The sequence below is a fragment of the Faecalicatena sp. genome, assembly GCF_058819085.1.
On the sequence record NZ_JBZUUL010000038.1, the window covers coordinates 102,663 to 123,673 of the forward strand.

Genomic DNA, 21,011 nt, shown 5'->3' on the forward strand with positions numbered 1-21,011 from the left:
TCGTAGAGGCAGGCGGGCACTGCTGTTTTCAAATACATAAAAGGGACATGAAAATGATTACGATATTGATAGTGGATGATGAAAAATTGGAACGCAGCGGAATTAAATTTCTTTTGAAACGGGAAAATGAGGAGTTAGAGATTCTGGAGGCAGAGAACGGGAAGGCAGCGATGGGGATTTTGACATCCAGGAAGGTTGATCTTCTGTTTTCAGATATTAAGATGCCTTATATGAACGGGCTGGAACTGGCAGAGAAGGCGCGGGAGCTTGCCCCTGAGATGGAGATCGTGATCTTCAGCGGTTATAATGATTTTACCTATGCAAGAGATGCTATGCGCTATGGTGTGGTGGATTATGTGTTAAAGCCGGTCGATCCCGAAGAATTCCATAAGACATTCACCCGGGTGACGGAAAAGATCCGTATGCGTTCCGAGCAGGAGCAGCGGCGTCTTAAGGAAGAAGAAAATCTAAAGAAGTATTTTCTGCTGAATTATCTTTATACGGGGAATGAGGATGAAGTGCGTAAGCTTGAAGAGATCGCATCCGGGGAGTTTGACGGATATACAAGAATGATCCTGGCAGGCAGCTCTGATAATTTTTTTGAATCCGAGGAGGAACCGATTTCTTTTGCATTGAAGGAGAAGATCGGAAGGAACTTCTTCTACCTGAATCTAAATTCAAATGAGTCACTCTTTTTATTCTCTGAGAAGTATGCAAAATATGAGCATCTTGCGGATCAGATGTACCAGCTTTTCCACCAGCACTATGATGCGGAATGCTATTTTGTAGTCAGTGAGCAGATCGGGGGCATCCGGGAGATGCCCGGGCAGCTGCAGAAGATGGAGCAATTACTGGAGGAACAGTTTTACCAGCCCAAGCAGCATGTTTTTGTCGTCGGGCATAAGCCGGAGGAGGTAAGCCTGGAGGCTGTCCGGGATGCGGAGGTGCTGGAGAGCATTTCGGCGGACATCAAATATAAGGATATGACACGGCTGTGGCAGGACTTCCTCCTGTTAAAACAGCGCTACTGCATGGAAAAGCAGTTTTCTGAGATGTATGTGAAGTTTGTATTTTCCGGGATCGTGAAGGAGATCTTTCAGGCGATGCCTTCTGTGGGGGAAAAGGAGCTTTCCAGGACAGTGGACCGGCTTTATCGGTGCAGGACTATCCGGGAAGTGCTGAGGATCACAGAGAAGTGTATCCGGGATCTGGAAAAGGTGCAGCAGGAGAACAACGGAGGTTTCCGCAGGGAGGTTGCCCAGGTCAAGAATTATATCTGCCATAACTATGATCAGAACCTGAGTGTGGAGATGCTGGCAGAGCAGGTGTATCTGTCTGCGGGATACCTTAGTGCCGTGTTCAAGGAAGAGACCGGGATGAATCTGAACCGTTTTATCCGTGAGGTGCGGATGAATAAGGCAAAGGAAATGCTTGGGGATACAAACATGAAGATCACACAGATCGCAAAGGCGGTAGGATTTTCCAATACATCTTATTTTTGCAGGAGCTTCCGCGAGTTCTTTGGGAATTCGCCGGAGTCATGCAGACGGGGAGATATGAATGATCAGGAAGTTGCTACAGAAATATAAAGATTTAAAGTACAGGAAGAAGATCATGCTGCTTACGATCGCGGCGGGAATCATCCCGGTTGCCATCATTGTTGCCTATATGCAGACAGGCATGATCCGGCAGCTGAAATCCAAAGAAACGGACAGTATGGATAAATCGGTGAGCCAGGCGGTGGAGAGTATTGAAAACCAGGTACAGATCTATGAAAACCTGATCGATTATCTGTCTTATTCTAAGGATCTTAGAAATGTTCTGAACCAGAAAGAGGGCGGGGATTATGAGAACTATGTCCATTATACGGATGTGGTGGACCCGATTCTGGAAATGCCGCTGGTGTATCATCAGGAGATCAAGGGGATCACGGTATATTCGGATAATATTAAGGTGGCCCATGGCACGACTCTGGTTCCCTTGAGTGAGATACAGGACGAGGCGTGGTATTCTCATATGACAGACGGAAATCTTTTGGAATGGTTTGTCAAAAGAGGGGCAGAGAAAGAGATCGTTGCCGCACGTAAGTTTTATGGAGATCAGGATATCTCAGCGGTCCTTGAGATGCGTCTGGACTATCAGAAGGTTCTGGAGCCATTTCGCAATCTGCTTAAGGATAATACGGGCGGGATCGTACTGGATGCGGAGGGAAAGGTGGTCTACTCCGATCATTCCATGGAACAGGAATACCGTCCCAAAAAGGGCGACTCTCTGGAATATCTGAGAGATCATTATGTATGCTCGGAAAGGACCATGTCCAATACAGACTGGACATTCTGTCTGTACCGTCCTGAAAAGGTGATCACAAGATCGACCTATCAGCTGGTGATGCGTAATATTCCTATCATCGGGATCTGTATCATTCTTCTGGCAGTTTTGAGCTACTTCTTTTCTAAACGTCTGGTGTCCTGTCTGGAACGGCTGACAGAGAATATGAACCAGGTACAGCTGGGGTTTCGTAAGGTGACGGTACACAGTGAATCCAAGGATGAGGTGGGAACATTGATCCGCTCATTCAGCAGGATGATGGATGAGCTGGACAAGCTGATATCAGAGGTGTATGAGGCGAAGATCGAGCTGCAGCATACGGAGATGCGGGCACTGCAGGCACAGATCAATCCCCATTTCCTGTATAATTCTCTTTCCATCATTAACTGGAAGGCGATCGAAGCCGGGGAGGATGAGATCAGCAGGGTGACCCTGGATCTTTCTACCTATTACAGGACCAGCTTAAACCGGGGGGAGACTATGACAACGGTGGAGAATGAGGTGAACAATATCCGCGCTTACCTGCGGATCCAGTTGATCATGCATGACCATAACTTCCGGGTTACGGAGGAGATCGACGCTTCTTTGTTCCATTATGAGATTCCGAAGCTGATCCTTCAGCCGCTGGTGGAGAATGCGATTGACCATGGACTTGATCTGTCGCAGCGGTCAGAGAGGCAGCTTTCTATTACCATTCAGGAGGATGGAACAAAGCTTGTGTTCGGTGTGACAGACAATGGAAATGGAATGTCAAAGGAACAGGCAGACAAAATTCTTGGATATCAGTCCCCGGGCTATGGGGTGCATAATGTATATGACAGGATCAAGCTGCTTTATAAAGAGGAAGGCAGCATGGAGATCGTAAGCAGAGAAGGAGAAGGAACTTCTGTGAAAATCGTGATACCTAAACAGACAAAAGGAGCACAGGAAAGGAGCAGGATCGATCTGGCATGAAGAGTAGGAAACGGAGTCTGAGTATCCGGCTTGGCATTTGCCTTTTCCTTATGGGAGGACTTGCGGCGGTATCTATAAGTGGATGCCGGCAGACGAAGGAGAAGCAGACTTATGAGACTAACAAGCTGCAGGAATCAAAGAAAGATCTAGAGGAAGAAGTGAAGAAGGCGGCGCATACACCACTTGGAAGATATCCTGAAACGGTGACCTATACGCTGGGAAAGATCGCGGGAGCCAATCATGCAAATCTTCCTGTGGGCGCCACTTATGAGGATAACGCCTATACCCGGTATTTAAGACAGGTGCTTAATATCCAGAACCAGGATGTATTTGAGCTGGAGGACGGTGCAACTTATGAGCAGGCGGTGGAGATGGCGATCGAAGATAATGATATTCCGGATATCCTTGTGATCAAAGGAAGGGATACTCTGAAAGAGCTGGTCAGGCAGGGAAAGGTAGAGGATCTGTCCAAGGTCTATGAGGAATGTACCACAGACCGGATCAAGGAGATGTATCTAAGCTGCGGGGAAAATCTTCTGGATTCTGCCACTTTTGACGGGAAACTGTATGCATTTCCCGATACGGCGGTGGATCAGGGAACGATGCTGATCTGGATGCGGGAGGACTGGATCGAAAAGCTGGGGCTTAAAGAACCCCGGACGATGGAGGATGCGATGGAGATCCTCAACAGATTCGTGGAGGCAGACATGGCAGGGGACCACAACACAGTGGGACTGGCTTTGAGTACGGAGCTTGTTTCAGGGAGCAGCTCTACATATGGGGCAGACCCTATTTTCACAGAGTTCGGGGCAGTTCCCGGAAAATGGACCTTGGATGCCGACGGGAATGTGGTCTACGGCTCCGTTATGGCGGAGACAAAAGCAGCATTAGGCTATATGCATAAGCTGTATGAACAGGGAATCCTGGACCCCCATTTTCTCCTGCGGCGGACAGAAAATCTGGATGAGATGGTAGCCAAGGGGCAGTGCGGCGCCCTGTTTGGTTACTGGTGGGCTCCAAACAATCCTTTGAGTACAACGAGTAAGGGAAACCGGGCGGTGGCTTGGAAGCCGTATCTTTTGAACCGGAGGGAAAAGCCGGTGTTAGAGTCCTATAATGACTGGGTATATGTGGTGGTGCGAAAAGGATACGAACACCCGGAGATCGTGGGAAAATATATCAGTGTCCTTTTTGATTACGCCCGCTATGAGGACCGGAATGCACGGGACATCAACGATTATTTTTCCATGAATGTAGATCCTACGGCGCGTCCCTTGAACATCAATGTGGATTATTGGGACAGCATTTACCGCACCACAGATAACATTATGAAGGTAATGAATAAAGAGATGCGTATACAGGAGCTGAATGGAATGGAGAGGGCTTACTATGAGACATGCAAGTCCTACAAGGATAAAAATATGACGACAGTCAATGCATGGGCAGCTTATGCGTCCCGGATCCAGGCAGTCAGCCTGCTTGCCGAATCAGGCAGGGGAAAACTGCCTCTGGCAATGGGGGAGGCAGACGGAGAGATCCCAAGATATCTGCAGAGCCTGGAGAATAAGGCATTTTTGCAGATCATCTGTGGAGAGAAGCCATTGGACTATTTTGATCAATTTGTACAGGAGTGGTACCGGGAAGGAGGGGATGTTCTGACACAGCAGGTACAGGACGGATATGGGAATTAGACAGAAGAAAAAACAGCAGATTTACAGTGAAGCAAAACAGAAGGAGGATGTGTTATGGCAAAGTTTAAGTGTGGAGTATGTGGGTTTATTTACGATGAAGACAAAGAAGAAGTGCCGTTTCAGGAATTGAGTGTGTGTCCGGTATGCAGGCAGCCAGTCAGAGTCTTCCAGGAGGAGGACAGTGAGGAGACGGTAAAAGAACACGAAATTCCTTCTGTTGAGAAGGCACAGGACCCGCTTGCGTATGCTCCGGAGTTCTACAGGAGAGATGATTCCTGCCGTTTCATGGAGGAGATCCATCAGATGGCAGTGACCGGGAAACCGATCATCGAGGCAATGGGGACAAAGATGCCGATGCCGGGGTGGGATGATATCCTGGTCCTGGGGGCGCAGTTGAATCCGCCTCCGCTGGACGAGCACGCAGAGGTGAATATTCGTACTGTGATCGGAAAGAAAGCGAAGAAACCGATGGTTCTGGAGGGGCCTGTATATATTTCCCATATGTCTTTCGGGGCTCTCTCGAAGGAGACGAAAATCTCCCTGGCAAAGGGATCTGCCATAGCAGGAACGGCAATGTGCAGCGGTGAAGGCGGGATTCTGCCGGAGGAGATGGAGGCGGCGCATAAGTATATTTTTGAATATGTTCCAAATAAATATAGTGTGACCCCGGAGAACTTAAGAAATGTGGATGCCATCGAATTGAAGATCGGACAGGGAACGAAGCCTGGGATGGGCGGACATCTGCCGGGTGGGAAGGTGACCCCGGAGATCGCGGCTGTCAGGAATAAGCCTCTGGGGCAGGATGTGATCAGTCCTTCCAAGTTCGAGGAGGTCAATTCGAAGGAGGACCTAAAGGATCTGGTCTCACAGCTTCGCATCGCATCTGACGGACGTCCGATCGGAATCAAGATCGCAGCAGGTAGGATCGAGAAGGATCTGGAGTATTGTGTGTTTGCCGAGCCTGACTTTATCACGATCGACGGGCGCGGCGGTGCAACGGGCGCAAGTCCGCGTCTGATACGCGATGCCACCAGTGTCCCGACCATCTATGCACTGTATCGTGCAAAGAAGTATCTGCGGGAGCATGGGGCAGATGAGATCAGCCTGGTGATCACAGGGGGACTGCGTGTATCCTCAGATTTTGCGAAGGCGATCGCCATGGGCGCGGATGCAGTGGCAGTGGCATCAGCGGGGCTGATCGCGGCGGCCTGCCAGCAGTACCGCATCTGCGGAAGCGGAAACTGTCCGGTGGGAGTTGCAACCCAGAACCCGGAACTGCGGGAACGATTGAAGATCGATGCGGCTTCTCAAAGAGTCGGCAATTTCCTGAACTGCAGTTTTGCAGAACTTAAGACATTCGGGCGGATCACGGGACATGCGGATATTCATGATCTGAGTGTAGAGGATCTGTGTACGATCAGCAGGGAAATTTCTGAATATACAGATATCCCTCATGCATAAAAGAGGTGGCAGATCATGAATGAAGATACACCGATCCGTAAACAGCTGCTTTCCATTCCTAATCTGATGGGATATTTCAGGATTATCCTGATCCCGTTCATTGTGTGGAGGTATGTGACGGCCCAGACGGTTTATGATTACTATGTTGCAGCAGTGATCATAGGAGTCTCGGGGATCACAGACTTCCTGGATGGGTTTGTGGCGAGGAGATTCCATATGATCACAAAGGTGGGGAAGGCCCTGGACCCGATCGCAGACAAGCTGACCCAGGGAGCCATCGTGCTGGCTTTATCGGTGCGGTTCCCCTATATGATCGCTCTTGTGGTTCTTCTTGTGATCAAGGAAGGGTTTATGGGGATCATGGGAATCATGATGCTTCGAAGGGGGAAGATGCTGGATGGGGCCAAATGGTTTGGAAAAGTCAGTACGGCAGTGCTGTATGTGGTGATGTTTGTGCTGATCCTGTTCCCGCAGATATCCATGAAGGCGGCCAATGGGCTGATCCTTCTCTGCGGGGCGCTGCTTTTGTTTTCCTTTATATCCTATATACCTGTGTACTGGAAGATGGCACGGGATTCATAATTTGTAATTATATCAAAGAAAAGTCAAAGTGGATGCTAAATATCCGCTTTGACTAATAGATAAAAGAAATGGGTGCCGCTATAATAGTGGTTACCACATAGGCAACTTATGTTTAAAATAATCACACACTATTACAGGCTTACGCACCCATATAATTACAGTATATACTTTTGGTTCCATTATGATACCATATGAATGGAAATCGTGCAATATTTTTTATGAAAATATGCAAAATTGCTACATCAAATGTTTCCTATTTCCCAAAATTCTTATACGGAAACTTTAAAGCATGATGTATTTTAGAATGGAATCTATCATAATAGATAGGATCTTCATACTCAAACCAGCCGTAAAGCGCGTTAGCAACATAATCAGCAGCGATATATGAAATAGAAAGTTCTTTTCGTGCTATAGTTTCAAGAATATGGTATTTGATACATGGATATGCATCTTTGGCTTTGATTTCATTTGAATGCAGGCAAGCCAGTTCCTGGAACATTTGCTTAGCTGTTCCCAATTTCTTTTTCATCACATTATGGAGAGATTTATAATTTGTAGTATCGATACATGCAATAATAAAATAGCGACCAGAATTTCCGAGATTTCCTGATTCATCAAAAATAAGGCATCTTTCATTCTGATATTTACTGGCAGTGTTCACTATATATCAAGAGCCTCCTTTTTGATAAATTGAACTTGTATCTACATTAGTATCTGTTTTAAATCTCATTATAGTGGCTTCAAAGGGAAAATGCAATATAGTACAAACCTACTATATGAATTAATATAAAGAAAAATGTGTACTGGAAGATGGCACGGGATTCATAATTTCTTAGGACTCCTTAAGAATTTCTTTCGATTCTTTTATGAGCCTCCTTTAGAAATCTGTTTTATGATAAAGACAGATTTTGAAAAGGAGGCCTTTTTATGAATATTCAAGCATTAACTCAATATTTTCTTCAATATGGCGCCTTTTTTATCTATCTGATCGTTTTATTGGAATACATGAACCTTCCGGGATTTCCGGCAGGCGTGATTATGCCGGTGGCAGGGATCTGGGCAGCCAAGGGAGAGATTAGTTTCCCGGTCGTGATGGTGTTGTCCGTGGCGGCGGGGCTGACAGGAAGCTGGCTTTTATATCTGCTGGGGAGGCTCGGCGGACAGAAGGTGATGGGTGCTTATTTCAAAAAGTTTCCAAAACATCAGGCTGTGATTGAAGAAAAGATGGAAATGCTCCGGGAAAAGGGCAGTACCGGTGTATTTGTCAGCAAGCTGGTCCCTGTTGCGAGGACGATCATTTCGATTCCCGCGGGGATGGTACGGATGGATTTCCTGAAATATACGGTAAGTTCTCTGATGGGAATCTTTATCTGGAATCTGGTTTTTGTCGGTGCAGGGTATTTCTTCGGAGAGACTGCTATAAAAGTACTGGCATAAAAGGACACGCATAATGTACTGCGTACCGGGTATTGAGCATTCATTATTGCACATTATGCATTGTGCATTAGTTATTGGAAGAGAGAAGAGGGACGTAAAATATGAGGGCGAAAAATATTGGACAGAGTATCCTGGTAAGTTTATTTATAGGTTATTTAAAGCTTTTGAAAAGGACGATAACCATCGAGTGGGCAGAAAACTCCGTGTGCGGCGGAACGCAGATTTTTGGGTTTTGGCATGAAGACAGCCTGTTTATGAATCTGGCGCTTAACGAACTGGAAGAGAATACAAGCCCTGTAGATGTAATTGTGACATCCGATCAGAGAGGAGATCATATCCAGCAGATCATCGAACAGTGCGGAGGCAGTGCACTCAGGGTGCCGGATGGGTTTGCAAGCTTTAAGGCGCTCAAGAAGATTTTACAGAATTCCTATGAAAGGACCCGTTCCATAGCTGTCGCATTAGACGGTCCGTTTGGCCCCAGGCATGAACCTAAAAAGCTGGCGTTCTACTTATCAGAACAGTCCCGGGAGGATTTTGTGGGCATCAGCGTCTCCTATTCCTCAAAACTGCGCCTGACATGGAGGTGGGACCAATATGTTATTCCGCTGCCATTTTCTACTGTAACAGTAGCGGCCCATAATTATGGTGAGATAAATAAAAATAATATTCCAGAACTTCCAATCAGTGCAAGTGCGATAAAATGTGGTATAATTCAAAGGGGTCAGACCCCTCTGCAGGAAAATGCAGCAATCTGAAAGTACTTTCAGACTATCATGTGATCAGAACAATCAGGAGGAAGCTATGGAGACGAATCATATTTTAATTGTAGAAGACGATAAAGAGATCAGGGAAGGAGTCCAGATTTATCTGCAGAGCCAGGGATATGAGGTATTTCAGGCTGCGGACGGAGTGGAAGGGCTTGAGGTGATGGAACGAGAAGAGATCCATCTTGCCATTGTGGATGTGATGATGCCGCGGATGGATGGGATCCGTATGACTATGAAACTGAGAGAGAAGTATGACTTCCCGGTTATCATGCTTTCTGCGAAATCAGAGGAAGTAGATAAGATCATGGGGTTAAATATTGGCGCTGACGATTATGTGACAAAGCCTTTTACGCCGATGGAGCTGATGGCCAGAGTGAATTCACAGCTGCGGCGTTACAGAAGGTTCTTAGAAAAGCTGGAGCCTAAGGAGAATGTGCATGTGATCGGCGGACTTGAGATAAATGAAGATACGGTGGAGGTTTCTGTGGATGGCAATCCTGTGAAAATGACGCCGATCGAATATAAGATTTTGCTATTATTGGCTAAGAATCCGGGGCGTGTCTTTTCAGCGGAAGAAATCTACGAAAGGGTATGGCAGGAAAAGGCGATCAGCACAGACACGATCATGGTGCATGTGCGGAATATTCGGGAGAAGATAGAGGTAGACCCGAAGAACCCAAAATATTTGAAGGTGGTGTGGGGAGTTGGATATAAAATTGAAAAACAGCCATAGACTTGCGGTAATTATTGCTGCACTTGTAATATTGCTTAGCTCCGTGGGAATGGTACTGAGCTATCGGATCTATTCGGATCAGCTAAACGATGAACGGTCCGGGGAATCAGTGGAGATGTCCATGATTTTGGAGATGGCCAGCAGCCTGATCGAGGGGAATGCTATTTTATATAACGAGGTGTACGAGGAGACTGACCCGGCGTATGTTCTGCAAGAGTATGGCAACGACAGGTTCCAGCTGATGCGTAAATTCATGGATTACGAAGTGTTTGATTATCAGGGGAAAGCATTGCTTACAGAGAACGGTGAAGATACCCTGGCGAAGCTTGTAAAAAAAGATTCTTCTGAGTATGCTTTTCGGGCAGCATTTACATATGATGATTCCGGTGAACTAAAGGATATAAGGATCAGCGGCAGCCGGATCGATGAACGGGAGCAGTTTACGATCGAACAGAATATATTGGGCTGGCAGCAGTATGACTACAGTGATATTTCAGAACCGGCCAGCGTGCAGATCATCTATGGCATGACAGAGAAAAATCTGGATGCATATCTGCAGGGAAATCAATCTGCCCAGTATTATCAGACGTACCATTTACTCGAGAATTCGACGTATACCTGGATGATCACTCTGCTTGTAATCGTGGTCATGCTGACGGGACTTTTCCTGACAGTCAGAAAAAGCTTTGCATTTGGTACACATCAGATTTTTGCGGTGCCGTTTGAAATCGTAATCTGTGTATTGGGCATTCTGGCAGGATTTTCGTATATGATATCGGAGATGGTATGGCTTACGATCAGCGGGGAGTTTCCGGCGGTCATCCCGGGAGCGAACAGCTTTGGGAATGAGGTATTCTCCTTCCTCATCAATCTGCTGGTATGGCTGGCTGTATTTACCGTCGTATTCTGGGGAAGTGTCTGCTTAAGCCATATGTTTACAATGAAGAAGGCATATTGGAGGGAACGAACATTATGCGCAAGATTTATCAGATGGACAAAAAGAGGTGGTAATGCGTATGGTAAAAAAGTGAAAGACGGTGCAGGTGGGATCTGGAGCCGGTTCAAGTTATTTTGCAGCAAGCAGTATGATGCGATGATGCACTTGGATTTTCGGGATAAGACGAATCGGACGATCTTCAAGATCGTGGCAATTAATTTTGTAGTATTGATCGTGATCTGTACCTTTTGGTTTTATGGATTTATAGCGCTTGTTATTTATTCAGTAGTGCTGTTTTTGTTCCTGAGGAAATATTTCAGTGACATTCAGGAAAAATACAAACTTCTTCTGCGGTCCACCAATCAGCTGGCAGAGGGAGATCTGGATACGCCGTTGACCGGAGATATGGGAATCTTTAATCCGATCCAGGGTGAGTTGATCCGGATCCAGAAGGGATTCAAGAAAGCGGTGGAGGAGGAAGTGAAAAGCGAGCGGATGAAGACCGAGCTGATCACGAATGTTTCCCATGATTTAAAGACACCGCTGACAGCGATCATCACCTATACAGATTTATTAAAGAATGAGACAGACGAAGCGAAGCGGAAAGAATATATCGAAGTTTTAGACAAAAAGTCTTTGCGACTAAAAGTTCTGATCGAAGATCTGTTTGAGATCAGCAAGGCAACGAGCAGGAATGTGACCATGAACTTTATGGATGTGGATATTGTGGGACTGCTTAAGCAGGTAGGACTGGAATATGACAATAAGATCCAGGAATCAAATCTGGACTTTAGATGGAAACTGCCGGACCACAAGATCGTACTCTGGCTGGACAGTCAGAAAACATATCGTATCTTTGAAAACATGATCGTGAACATTACCAAGTATGCGATGCCTCATACACGGGTCTATATCGAGATGCAGGAGACAGACCGGGAAGTATCTATCTCCATGAAGAATATTTCGGCATCGGAGCTGAACTTCAATACAGAGGAGATCACAGACAGATTCGTCCGGGGAGATTCGTCCAGGAATACGGAAGGCTCCGGTCTTGGGCTTGCCATTGCGAAAAGCTTCACTGAGCTGCAGTATGGAACGCTTAAGATTTCCACAGAGGCCGATCTTTTCAAAGCAGAAATCACACTGCCTAAAAGGGAGAGCCCTGTTGAAGTGGAACCCCGAAAGACGGAGGAGCTTAAAATAGAAGAGCCCAAAATGGAAATTCAAAGAGTTGAGGATCACCAGATAGATCAGAAAGACAAGGCAAAAGGGTACCATCTGGTAAGATAGTGCGTCAAAGGGACAGACAAAGGGCGCCCCGTAATTATCGGAATAATAATTGGGTATAAAAAAGCGGAAAAACAGAGGGAATTGTTTTTCCGCTTTTAACTTGTATACTAAAAACAATATTATTCAGTATATGCCAGGAAAAATATGAATAGGTATCCTGCCTTTATTACATATCCCCGAATATTTCAATACTCCGATCCAATATTCCCTGCATATGTGCGATGGCGATCCCATAATTTGTGATCGGAATATCTTGATCCTGCGCACATTTCAGCCGGTATTTCATTTCCCGTTCATTCAAGGTACAGCCCCCGCAGTGGATGATCAGCTTGTATTTTGATAGATCTAAAGGAAATTCGATTCCGCTTGTGAATTCGAAGTTTAGTTCCTTTTTGGTATGCTTTCTGACCAGACGGGGAAGCTTCACCGTGCCGATATCTTCGCACTGGCGGTGGTGGGTGCACCCTTCTGAGATCAGAATGGTATCGCCATCCTCAAGCAGGTCTAATGCTCTTGCTCCCTTCACAACGGTCTTAAGGTTTCCCTTATACCTCGCGAACAGGATGGAGAAGGAGGTAAGCGGGATCTCCTTTGGTACAATAGCTGAGACTTTTCCAAAGACCTGGCTGTCTGTGATGACAAGGCCGGGTTTCTTTCCAAGCTGTTCAAATGTCTCCTGTAATTCTGTATCCCTCACAACAACGGACACGGCGCCGGCTTCCAGAATATCCCGGATGGTCTGCTGCTGCGGGAGGATCAGACGTCCTTTTGGAGCAGATTTGTCGATGGGGACAACAAGGATTACAAAATCACCGGGCTCTATAAAATCTGCTGCGATCCGCAGCTTCTCCTCATCCGCAGGCGCCTGGCGTGCAATCAGTTCTTTCAGCTCACAGATATTCTTTCCGGTTACTGTGCTGACAGCAATGAGATTCTCCCGGGGGATATCCGGCAGCTCTGCAAAAGATCCGCCTGCAGAAATGCAGGTACGGATGTCTGCTTTATTAAATACGACCACATATGGGATGTTCTTATCACGGATCCGGTTTAGAATCTCGTGGTCTTCTTTTGTCATTCCGACTGATCCGTCCACGACCAGTACCGCAATATCCGTCTTATTCAGGATCTGGTAAGCCTTCTGGATCCGCAGCGTCCCCAGTTCACCTTCATCATCCAGCCCCGGGGTGTCGATCATGACGACCGGTCCCAGGGGAAGGAGTTCCATTGCCTTTAAGACCGGATCTGTGGTCGTTCCTTTGACATCGGATACGATCGCAAGATTCTGTCCGGTAATGGCGTTAATGATACTGGACTTTCCTGCATTGCGCCTGCCAAAGATGCCGATATGTACCCGGTCGGAAGATGGTGTGGAATTTAAACTCATAGGTAACCTCCTGTGCAGTCAATTGTTTCTGGGATCTTGTACTAAAACATATCATAATCTGTACTAAAACGTATCAGAATCTGAAATCTCTGCGGTTGTCCTGTTCGATCAGACGCAGATTTTCGAGGACAACGGCGCGGGCCTTCTCATTTGGTACATTCAGCACTTCTTTTTCGATCAGCTTATCACCGAGTGCCTTGGTCTCAGGGGAAGCATAGTCCATCAGATACTCCTTCAATGTCATCAGAGCATTCGGATGGCAGCAGTTCTGGATCTGTCCGCTCTTACATAAGGACATGAAACGATCCCCGGTACGTCCCTCGCGGTAGCAGGCAGTACAGAAGCTTGGGATATATTCCATTTCCATCAGCCAGTGTACAACCTCATCAAGGGTTCTGGTATCACTGACATCGAACTGCTCAGATTTAGCATCGTCCGGCTCCGGCTCACAGTATCCGCCCACACTGGTACGGGAACCGCCGCTGATCTGGGAAATCCCAAGATGCAGGACACGCTCACGGCACTTCTGGCTCTCTCTGGTGGAAATGATCATTCCGGTGTATGGAACAGCGATTCGGATGCAGGCAACGATCTTAGCAAAGGTATCGTCATCGATTCCATTGTCAAAAGAATCTGCATCAATATCATCTGCGTGGCGCAGACGAGGAACACTGATCGTATGAGGTCCTACGCCAAATGCAGCTTCGAGGTGTTCTGCATGCATCAAAAGTCCGGCAAATTCATAGCGGTATTTGTCCAGTCCAAACAGAACGCCTACTCCGACGTCATCAATGCCGCCTTCCATGGCACGGTCCATTGCCTCGGTGTGGTAATTATAGTCATGCTTCGGCCCGGTTGGATGAAGCTCCAGATAGCTTTCTTTGTGGTAAGTCTCCTGGAACAGGATGTAGGTACCAATGCCGGCTTCCTTGAGCAGACGGTAATTATCCACGGTCGTTGCCGCGATGTTGATATTGACACGGCGGATCGCGCCGTTTTTATGCTTGATGCTGTAAATGGTCTTGATGGAGTCCAGATAGTATTCCATGGTATTGCGAACCGGATCCTCTCCGGCTTCCAGTGCCAGGCGCTTGTGTCCCATATCCTGCAGTGCGATAACCTCGCGGCGGATCTCATCCTGGGAAAGCTGCTTTCTGGCAATGTGCTTGTTCTTCATGTGATATGGACAGTATGTACAGCCGTTGATGCAGTAGTTGGAGAGATAAAGCGGAGCAAACATGACGATACGGTTGCCATAAAAGTCCTTTTTGATCTGCTCTGCCAGCCGAAAGATCTCTTCGTTCTTTTCAGGAATATCGCAGGCAAGCAGGACAGAAGCCTCCCTGTGGGTCAGCCCCTTTTTCTTCTTTGCTTTTTCGATCAGAGAATCGATCAGCTCCACTTTGCCTTTATTCTCATCTGCATAGGCCAGAGTCTCCTGGATTTCTTCATGGTTGATAAAATCATCTGCACATTTTGAATTTACATCATACATTTTTGTTCCCTCCATTTTTCTTTTTTGAATTCATAATTTTGTTTCTATAGCTCTGTATCCGTGTTCAGTGAGTCGCCGCGGGCGGTCACGACCTGATATCCGATCGTGTTCATACGCCGTTCCATACAGCCTTTACATTCGGCAGCCTCATCCCCGGTGCAGATTTTGTTGTCATACAAAAGATAATCCTTCCTCACGTTTGTGGGAGAAAGATTTGGCATGACCACATTGGCACCTGCCAGAATTCCCTGTTCTCTGCCGTTTGGGGCAATCGTTCCCAGTGCCGTGGTAGATGGGAGAAGCACTTTGGGAAGAAGCAGGCGGATCAGACCCAGCATATATAAGGTCAATTCCAGTGTTCCGGCGGGCTGGCCGGCAAAAGGCGTGTCATGATGAGGGATAAAAGGTCCGATCCCTACCATCTGCGGGTTTAGCTCCTTTAAAAACAGCATGTCGTCTGCCAGGTTTTCTGCAGTCTGGTAAGGGGAGCCGACCATGAATCCGGTCCCTGCCTGATAACCGATATCTTTCAGATCCCAGAGGCACTGCCTGCGGTGTTCAGCAGAAAGCGGCTTAGGATGGAGCTGCTCATAATGCCGGGGATCGTAGGTCTCATGGCGCAGCAGATAGCGGTCTGCTCCCGCCTCGTAGAGAAGACGCAGGCTTTCATAAGAACGCTCCCCAATGGAAAGGGTGATCGCACAGTCTGGAAATCGGGTATGGATTTCCCTTACGATATCGGCCATTCTCTCATCCGTAAAGTAACCGTCTTCCCCTCCCTGCAAGACAAAAGTGCGGAAACCGAGGCGGTGTCCGGTATCACAGCATGTTAAGATCTGCTCCTTGGAAAGTCTGTAACGGTGGGCATTTTGATTGCTCCTGCGGATTCCACAGTAATAGCAGTCATTTTTGCAGTAATTGGTAAATTCGATCAGCCCCCGGATATATACATCGTGCTGATAGTATCTGTGTCTGACTTCACGTGCCCGCTCAAATAGATATGCTGCAGTCTCAGGTGTCCGTCCGCGGATGAGTGCAGTCCACTCTTCTCTTGTAAGTGAGCGGGTTTGTTCGAGTTTTTCGATTAATTGCTTCATATTCACCTCTGAATTATTATCTTGGATCTTGTATTGTTTCACTTACCGATCGATCCTGTGTGCAGCCTTTTTCTACTTCGGCTTTGCATAGATTGTCTTTGTGCTGACTCCCGGCAGCATTCCAAGCTTGCCGGAGAGTGCACTGATGATATCGTTCGGTGCGTCCATCGCTATACTGATGATGGAAATATCCTTCTCGCGGTATGGGATTCCCATCCTGCCTACAATATATTGTCCATACTGGCTTAACAGGTGGTTCAGCTCATCCACGGAATCCATATTGCTTACGATGATTCCGATCAGGGCTATTCTCGTCTCCATATAATGTCGATAACCTCCTTATTTCCAATAACGAAAAAATACCTGCACCAAGAGGCGCAGGTATCCATAAAGGCAGAAAATCGGGGAAAAAGGGTATAATATCCCCACGGAAAATGCCTTTGCTGTATTCATCTGTGCGCCTTTTTACTCAGGTGCGGCCCTTCGTAATCAGAACAAATTAGAATTAAATTATAACATGATGGATCATAATTCACAATAAGGAGTGTGGAAAGTTTCTGATTTTGTGCAAAATGGTCAAAAATGAGGCGCGGTAATCGGCAGCATTACATAAGTAAATTATGGTATGATAAAAGAAAGGCTTCTGTGACATATGCAGTCATATTTATGATCTTATATATGATCTTATAATGGCGGGGAGGATTGAGGATGCAGGAATTACGAAAGGAAGAACTGCTTATGGCGGTACAGGCGTACCGGCAGTCTGACAGGATGGGTGAACTCTTAGATCTTAAGGATAGAGTCCTGAGAAATATGGATTTGTCAGGGACTGACCTGCGCCTGATTGATTTTTCACGCTCCTCCTTTTACAATGTGGTCTTGGACGAAGCTGATCTGTCGGGCAGCATACTGAATAATACATGGTTTGAGGGCTGTACACTTCGCAGGACAGTCCTGCGGGATGCAGATCTGACATCCGGCGCATTTCGGGGGATCGATATGAGCGGCTGTGATATCCGCGGTGCGAACCTATTCTGCGCGGTGCTGGAAAAGGCTGACCTGAAAGGCTGTATAACAGACGAGAATACAAAGTTTTTCCGCTTATACTGCCCGGAAACCGGACCTTTCATCGGTTATAAGAAATGCTGCGATAACAGGATCGTTGAGCTTTTGATTCCTGCGGATGCGAAGCGGACCTCGGCAACCAGGAATTCCTGCCGATGCAGTAAGGCAAAGGTACTGGTCATAAAAAGTGTTGACTGCTCCCAATATTATAAAGAGGCCTGGTCCACTGTGGATGAAAATTTTGTTTACCGGACGGGGGAATGGGTAGAGGTGTCTGACTTTGATGAGGACAGGTGGAATGATTCCACAACAGGAATTCATTTTTGGATGACCAGAGAAGATGCGATCCAATATTAGGAAAGGATGCATTGATAAAATCTTGACAAACAACGTGGTTTGTGGTATTTTTAGACTATAGTACGAACAATAGTCTAACACGATGAAAAGTGTTGTTCACAAGAAGTCTAAGAGAGGGTTGTTATCATGAGTCTGATCACTGATATTCAGAAGTATTCCATCCATGACGGAGATGGGATACGCACGACGGTTTTCTTCAAGGGATGCCGTCTTCGGTGCGTCTGGTGTCATAATCCAGAGACACAGAATTATAAGAAGGAACTGCTTTTTGACCAGGAGAAGTGTGCAGGGTGCGCAGCATGCGCAGCAGCCTGTCCCAACGGGGCAGTGAGTTTAAAGGATGCAAAGGCTGTGACTGACCGCACAAAGTGTACGGCATGCGGAGAATGTGTTGACCATTGCCTCCTGAACATACGTGAGATCGCAGGCAGAGAGTATTCCATTAATGAATTAGTTAAGGAGCTTAGGAAGGACGAGATGTTTTATGAGGAGTCCGGCGGAGGGGTGACCTTATCCGGGGGCGAAGTTATGACTGCCGATATGGATTATGTGGAACAGCTTGTCAAACAGCTTCACCGCATCGGGATCTCTGTAACGATCGATACATGCGGACAGGCGCCGTATGAGAATTTCGAGCGGATCCTGCCTTATGTGGACACATTTTTATATGACATCAAGACCATGGACAACGAGATACATAAAGCCTATATGGGCGCAGGCAACGAGCTGATCCTTGAAAACCTGGAAAAGCTGAATCAGGCGGGAGCAAGGATCTATATCCGTATCCCAACGATCAAAGAGGTGAACGGAACGGATGAAGCGATGAATGCGATCATCGCATACCTGCAGGATAAGAACATCCATGCCGCACAGGTGAATCTGCTGCCTTACCATAACACCGGGTCAGGGAAGTACCAGAAAGCCGGGATGTGCTATGAGGGAACAGACCTGCATGCACCGAGTAATGAGGAAATGAATCATTTTGTGGAACTATTCCAGCAAGCCGGATACCATAATGTAAAAATAGGAGGTTAAGAACATGGAAGAAAGAGGAATGAATGCACGAATCAAAAGCCTTAGAAAGTTAAGTCTGGAGACTCCTGCGCACATCGATCTAGAGCGCGCACTCAGTGAGACGAAGACTTACAAGAAGTATGAGGGCGAGCTGTCAGTACCGGAGCTTCGCGGGCAGGTACTCAAAGACTATTTTTCAACGAAAACCTTATATATCGGGGAGGGAGAGCTGATCGTCGGAGAAAAGGGAGACTCCCCTCAGGCTGCGCCGACCTTCCCGGAGCTCTGCTGTCATACTGTTGAGGATATGCATGTCATGAATGACCGTGAGCTGATCAATTTCAAGGTCAAAGAAGAGGACTATAAGATCCAGGAAGAAGTAATGATCCCATACTGGGAGAAACGCTCCATGAGAAGCAAGATCCTGCGCCAGATGACACCGCAGTGGAAGGATGCCTATGAGGCTGGTATCTTCACTGAGTTTATGGAGCAGAGAGGACCAGGACATACAGTTGGTTCTGTAAAGATCTACGAGAAAGGGTTCCTGGATTATAAAGAGGACATCCAGAAGTCTATCGACAGCCTGGATTTTATGAATGATCCGGAGGCTTTGGATAAGAAAAATGAATTAGAGGGCATGAAGCTTGCTTGTGATGCGATCATGATCCTGGGTGAGAGATATGCCGCTTATGCAAGAGAGCTGGCTGAAAAGGAAACAGACGAGAAGAGGAAAGAGGAGCTGCTCCAGATCGCAGCAAACTGTGATGTGGTACCGGCTCACAAGCCTGAGACGTACTGGCAGGCGATCCAGATGTACTGGTTTGTACATTTAGGAGTGACAAGTGAATTAAATCCATGGGATGCATACAGCCCGGGACGCCTGGATCAGCACTTAAACCCATTCTATGAGAAGGATGTGGAGGAAGGCCGCCTGGATGACGAGAAGGCACTGGAGCTGTTAGAATGCCTGTGGGTGAAATTTAACAACCAGCCGGCGCCGCCGAAGGTAGGGATCACGTTAAAGGAAAGCAGCACATACACAGATTTTGCAAACCTGAATACAGGCGGGATCACACCGGACGGAGAGAACGGCGTTAATAATGTGAGCTACCTGATCCTGGACTGCATGGATGAGATGAAACTGCTGCAGCCAAGCTCTAACGTCCAGATCAGCAGAAAGACACCGCAGAAGTTCTTAAAACGTGCATGTGAGATATCCAGAAAGGGCTGGGGACAGCCGGCATTTTACAATACTGAGGCGATCATCCAGGAGCTGTTAAATGCAGGAAAATCACTGGAAGATGCCAGACGCGGCGGTACAAGCGGATGCGTAGAGACGGGGGCATTTGGAAACGAGGCTTATATCCTGACCGGATATTTTAATATCCCGAAAGTATTCGAACTGACACTGAATAATGGATATGATAAGATGACAGGCAAACAGCTTGGCTTGAAGCTTGGCAATGCAGAGGATTTCAAGACATATGATGAGCTTTTCGATGCATTCAAGGCGCAGATGAAGTATTTCATCGACATCAAGATCCAGGGAAGCAATGTCATCGAGAAGATCTATGCAGAAAACATGCCGGTACCATTCCTTTCTATCATTACAAATGACTGTATCTCAAGAGGAAAAGACTACAATGGCGGCGGTGCAAGATACAATACCAAGTACCTGCAGGGGGTTGGTATCGGTACGATCACAGACTGCCTTGCAGCAGTAAAATATAATGTTTATGAAGAGAAGAAGTTCACCATGGCAGAGCTGATGAAGGCACTGGATGATAACTTTGAGGGGCATGACAGAATCCTGAACCTTGTCCGCAATAAGACTCCGAAGTATGGCAATGATGACGATTACGCTGACAGCATCATGAAGTCTGTATTTGAGTATTACAGAAGCCAGGTGACCGGAAGACCGAATATGCTGGGTGGAATGTACCGGATCAATATGCTGCCGACCACATGCCATGTTTACTTTGGCGATGTGATGATGGCAAGTACGAACGGACGTCTGGCGCACAAACCTGTTTCCGAAGGGATCTCACCGGAGAAGGGAGCCGATACAAACGGACCGACAGCAGTCGTGAAGTCCTGCGCAAAGATGGATCATCTGCAGACTGGCGGTACACTGCTGAACCAGAAGTTTACTCCGAGCGTTGTCGCAGGAGAGGAAGGTCTGGAGCAGATGGCGAACTTAGTGCGTACTTATTTCAATATGGACGGACATCATATCCAGTTCAATGTTATTGATAAAGAGACACTGATCCAGGCACAGAAACATCCGGAAGATTATAAAGACCTGATCGTGCGTGTGGCAGGCTACAGTGATCATTTCAGAAACCTGAGTAAGGCACTGCAGGATGAGATCATTGAGAGAACGGAGCAGAGCTTCAACTAACATAAAAAGAAGAGA

17 protein-coding genes are annotated in these 21,011 nt (G+C 46.9%); 12 read left to right on the forward strand and 5 right to left on the reverse strand.

Annotation, left to right across the window (positions count from 1 at the left end; translation table 11 throughout):
* The first annotated feature begins 53 nt into the window (after nt 1-53).
* The 5 genes from AC4OGX_RS17935 to AC4OGX_RS17955 are packed head-to-tail and all read left to right on the forward strand — an operon-like array spanning nt 54 to nt 7,016.
* Nucleotides 54-1,589: a response regulator transcription factor gene (locus AC4OGX_RS17935; protein ID WP_493332036.1), complete on the forward strand. Its 1,536-nt coding sequence runs from the start codon at nt 54-56 to the stop codon at nt 1,587-1,589.
* Entirely contained in the window at nt 1,561-3,282 is a 1,722-nt protein-coding gene (locus tag AC4OGX_RS17940; protein ID WP_493332037.1) for a sensor histidine kinase, read from the forward strand. Before AC4OGX_RS17935 ends, AC4OGX_RS17940 begins: the two co-directional genes overlap by 29 nt.
* Nucleotides 3,279-4,973, forward strand: a complete 1,695-nt coding sequence (locus AC4OGX_RS17945; RefSeq protein ID WP_493332039.1) for an extracellular solute-binding protein — start codon at nt 3,279-3,281, stop codon at nt 4,971-4,973. The genes AC4OGX_RS17940 and AC4OGX_RS17945 overlap by 4 nt, the downstream gene beginning before the upstream one ends.
* A gap of 54 nt (nt 4,974-5,027) precedes the next feature.
* Nucleotides 5,028-6,434, forward strand: coding sequence for a glutamate synthase-related protein (locus AC4OGX_RS17950; protein ID WP_493332040.1), 1,407 nt, complete (start codon nt 5,028-5,030; stop codon nt 6,432-6,434).
* A gap of 15 nt (nt 6,435-6,449) precedes the next feature.
* Nucleotides 6,450-7,016: a CDP-alcohol phosphatidyltransferase family protein gene (locus AC4OGX_RS17955; RefSeq protein WP_493332041.1), complete on the forward strand. Its 567-nt coding sequence runs from the start codon at nt 6,450-6,452 to the stop codon at nt 7,014-7,016.
* Nucleotides 7,017-7,269: 253 nt separating this feature from the next.
* Here the strand turns inward: AC4OGX_RS17955 and AC4OGX_RS17960 are convergent, their stop codons facing one another.
* The gene (locus AC4OGX_RS17960) at nt 7,270-7,677 is read right to left on the reverse strand and encodes a hypothetical protein (protein WP_493332043.1); all 408 of its coding nucleotides are present in this window, start codon (nt 7,675-7,677) and stop codon (nt 7,270-7,272) included.
* A 266-nt stretch (nt 7,678-7,943) separates the two neighbouring features.
* Here AC4OGX_RS17960 and AC4OGX_RS17965 point away from each other — a divergent pair, with 266 nt between their 5' ends.
* The 4 genes from AC4OGX_RS17965 to AC4OGX_RS17980 all read left to right on the forward strand — a co-directional run bounded on the left by AC4OGX_RS17965 (nt 7,944) and on the right by AC4OGX_RS17980 (nt 12,183).
* Entirely contained in the window at nt 7,944-8,453 is a 510-nt protein-coding gene (locus tag AC4OGX_RS17965; RefSeq protein ID WP_493332044.1) for a DedA family protein, read from the forward strand.
* A gap of 101 nt (nt 8,454-8,554) precedes the next feature.
* Nucleotides 8,555-9,211, forward strand: coding sequence for a hypothetical protein (locus AC4OGX_RS17970; protein WP_493332045.1), 657 nt, complete (start codon nt 8,555-8,557; stop codon nt 9,209-9,211).
* Between the two features lie 46 nt (nt 9,212-9,257).
* Nucleotides 9,258-9,956: a response regulator transcription factor gene (locus AC4OGX_RS17975; protein ID WP_493332046.1), complete on the forward strand. Its 699-nt coding sequence runs from the start codon at nt 9,258-9,260 to the stop codon at nt 9,954-9,956.
* Nucleotides 9,928-12,183, forward strand: coding sequence for a sensor histidine kinase (locus AC4OGX_RS17980; RefSeq protein ID WP_493332048.1), 2,256 nt, complete (start codon nt 9,928-9,930; stop codon nt 12,181-12,183). Before AC4OGX_RS17975 ends, AC4OGX_RS17980 begins: the two co-directional genes overlap by 29 nt.
* 166 nt (nt 12,184-12,349) lie before the next feature.
* Here the strand turns inward: AC4OGX_RS17980 and hydF are convergent, their stop codons facing one another.
* The 4 genes from hydF to AC4OGX_RS18000 all read right to left on the reverse strand — a co-directional run bounded on the left by hydF (nt 12,350) and on the right by AC4OGX_RS18000 (nt 16,480).
* Nucleotides 12,350-13,567 (reverse strand): [FeFe] hydrogenase H-cluster maturation GTPase HydF, encoded by a 1,218-nt coding sequence (gene hydF / locus AC4OGX_RS17985; RefSeq protein ID WP_493332049.1) that lies wholly within the window; start codon nt 13,565-13,567, stop codon nt 12,350-12,352.
* 73 nt (nt 13,568-13,640) lie between these two features.
* The gene (gene hydG, locus AC4OGX_RS17990) at nt 13,641-15,062 is read right to left on the reverse strand and encodes a [FeFe] hydrogenase H-cluster radical SAM maturase HydG (protein WP_493332050.1); all 1,422 of its coding nucleotides are present in this window, start codon (nt 15,060-15,062) and stop codon (nt 13,641-13,643) included.
* A gap of 44 nt (nt 15,063-15,106) precedes the next feature.
* Nucleotides 15,107-16,159 (reverse strand): [FeFe] hydrogenase H-cluster radical SAM maturase HydE, encoded by a 1,053-nt coding sequence (gene hydE, locus AC4OGX_RS17995; protein WP_493332138.1) that lies wholly within the window; start codon nt 16,157-16,159, stop codon nt 15,107-15,109.
* A gap of 72 nt (nt 16,160-16,231) precedes the next feature.
* Entirely contained in the window at nt 16,232-16,480 is a 249-nt protein-coding gene (locus AC4OGX_RS18000; protein WP_493332051.1) for a TM1266 family iron-only hydrogenase system putative regulator, read from the reverse strand.
* Between the two features lie 387 nt (nt 16,481-16,867).
* Between AC4OGX_RS18000 and AC4OGX_RS18005 the strand changes: the two genes are divergently transcribed.
* The 3 genes from AC4OGX_RS18005 to hypD all read left to right on the forward strand — a co-directional run bounded on the left by AC4OGX_RS18005 (nt 16,868) and on the right by hypD (nt 20,996).
* Nucleotides 16,868-17,581 carry a pentapeptide repeat-containing protein gene (locus AC4OGX_RS18005; protein WP_493332052.1) on the forward strand — a complete coding sequence of 238 codons (714 nt, stop codon included), beginning with the start codon at nt 16,868-16,870 and terminating at the stop codon, nt 17,579-17,581.
* A gap of 126 nt (nt 17,582-17,707) precedes the next feature.
* A complete protein-coding gene (locus AC4OGX_RS18010) occupies nt 17,708-18,616 on the forward strand; it encodes a trans-4-hydroxy-L-proline dehydratase activase (RefSeq protein WP_493332053.1) in 909 nt (302 codons plus the stop codon).
* Between the two features lie 4 nt (nt 18,617-18,620).
* On the forward strand, nt 18,621-20,996 hold the full coding sequence (gene hypD / locus AC4OGX_RS18015; RefSeq protein WP_493332054.1) for a trans-4-hydroxy-L-proline dehydratase: 2,376 nt from the start codon (nt 18,621-18,623) through the stop codon (nt 20,994-20,996).
* The last annotated feature ends 15 nt before the right edge of the window (nt 20,997-21,011 follow it).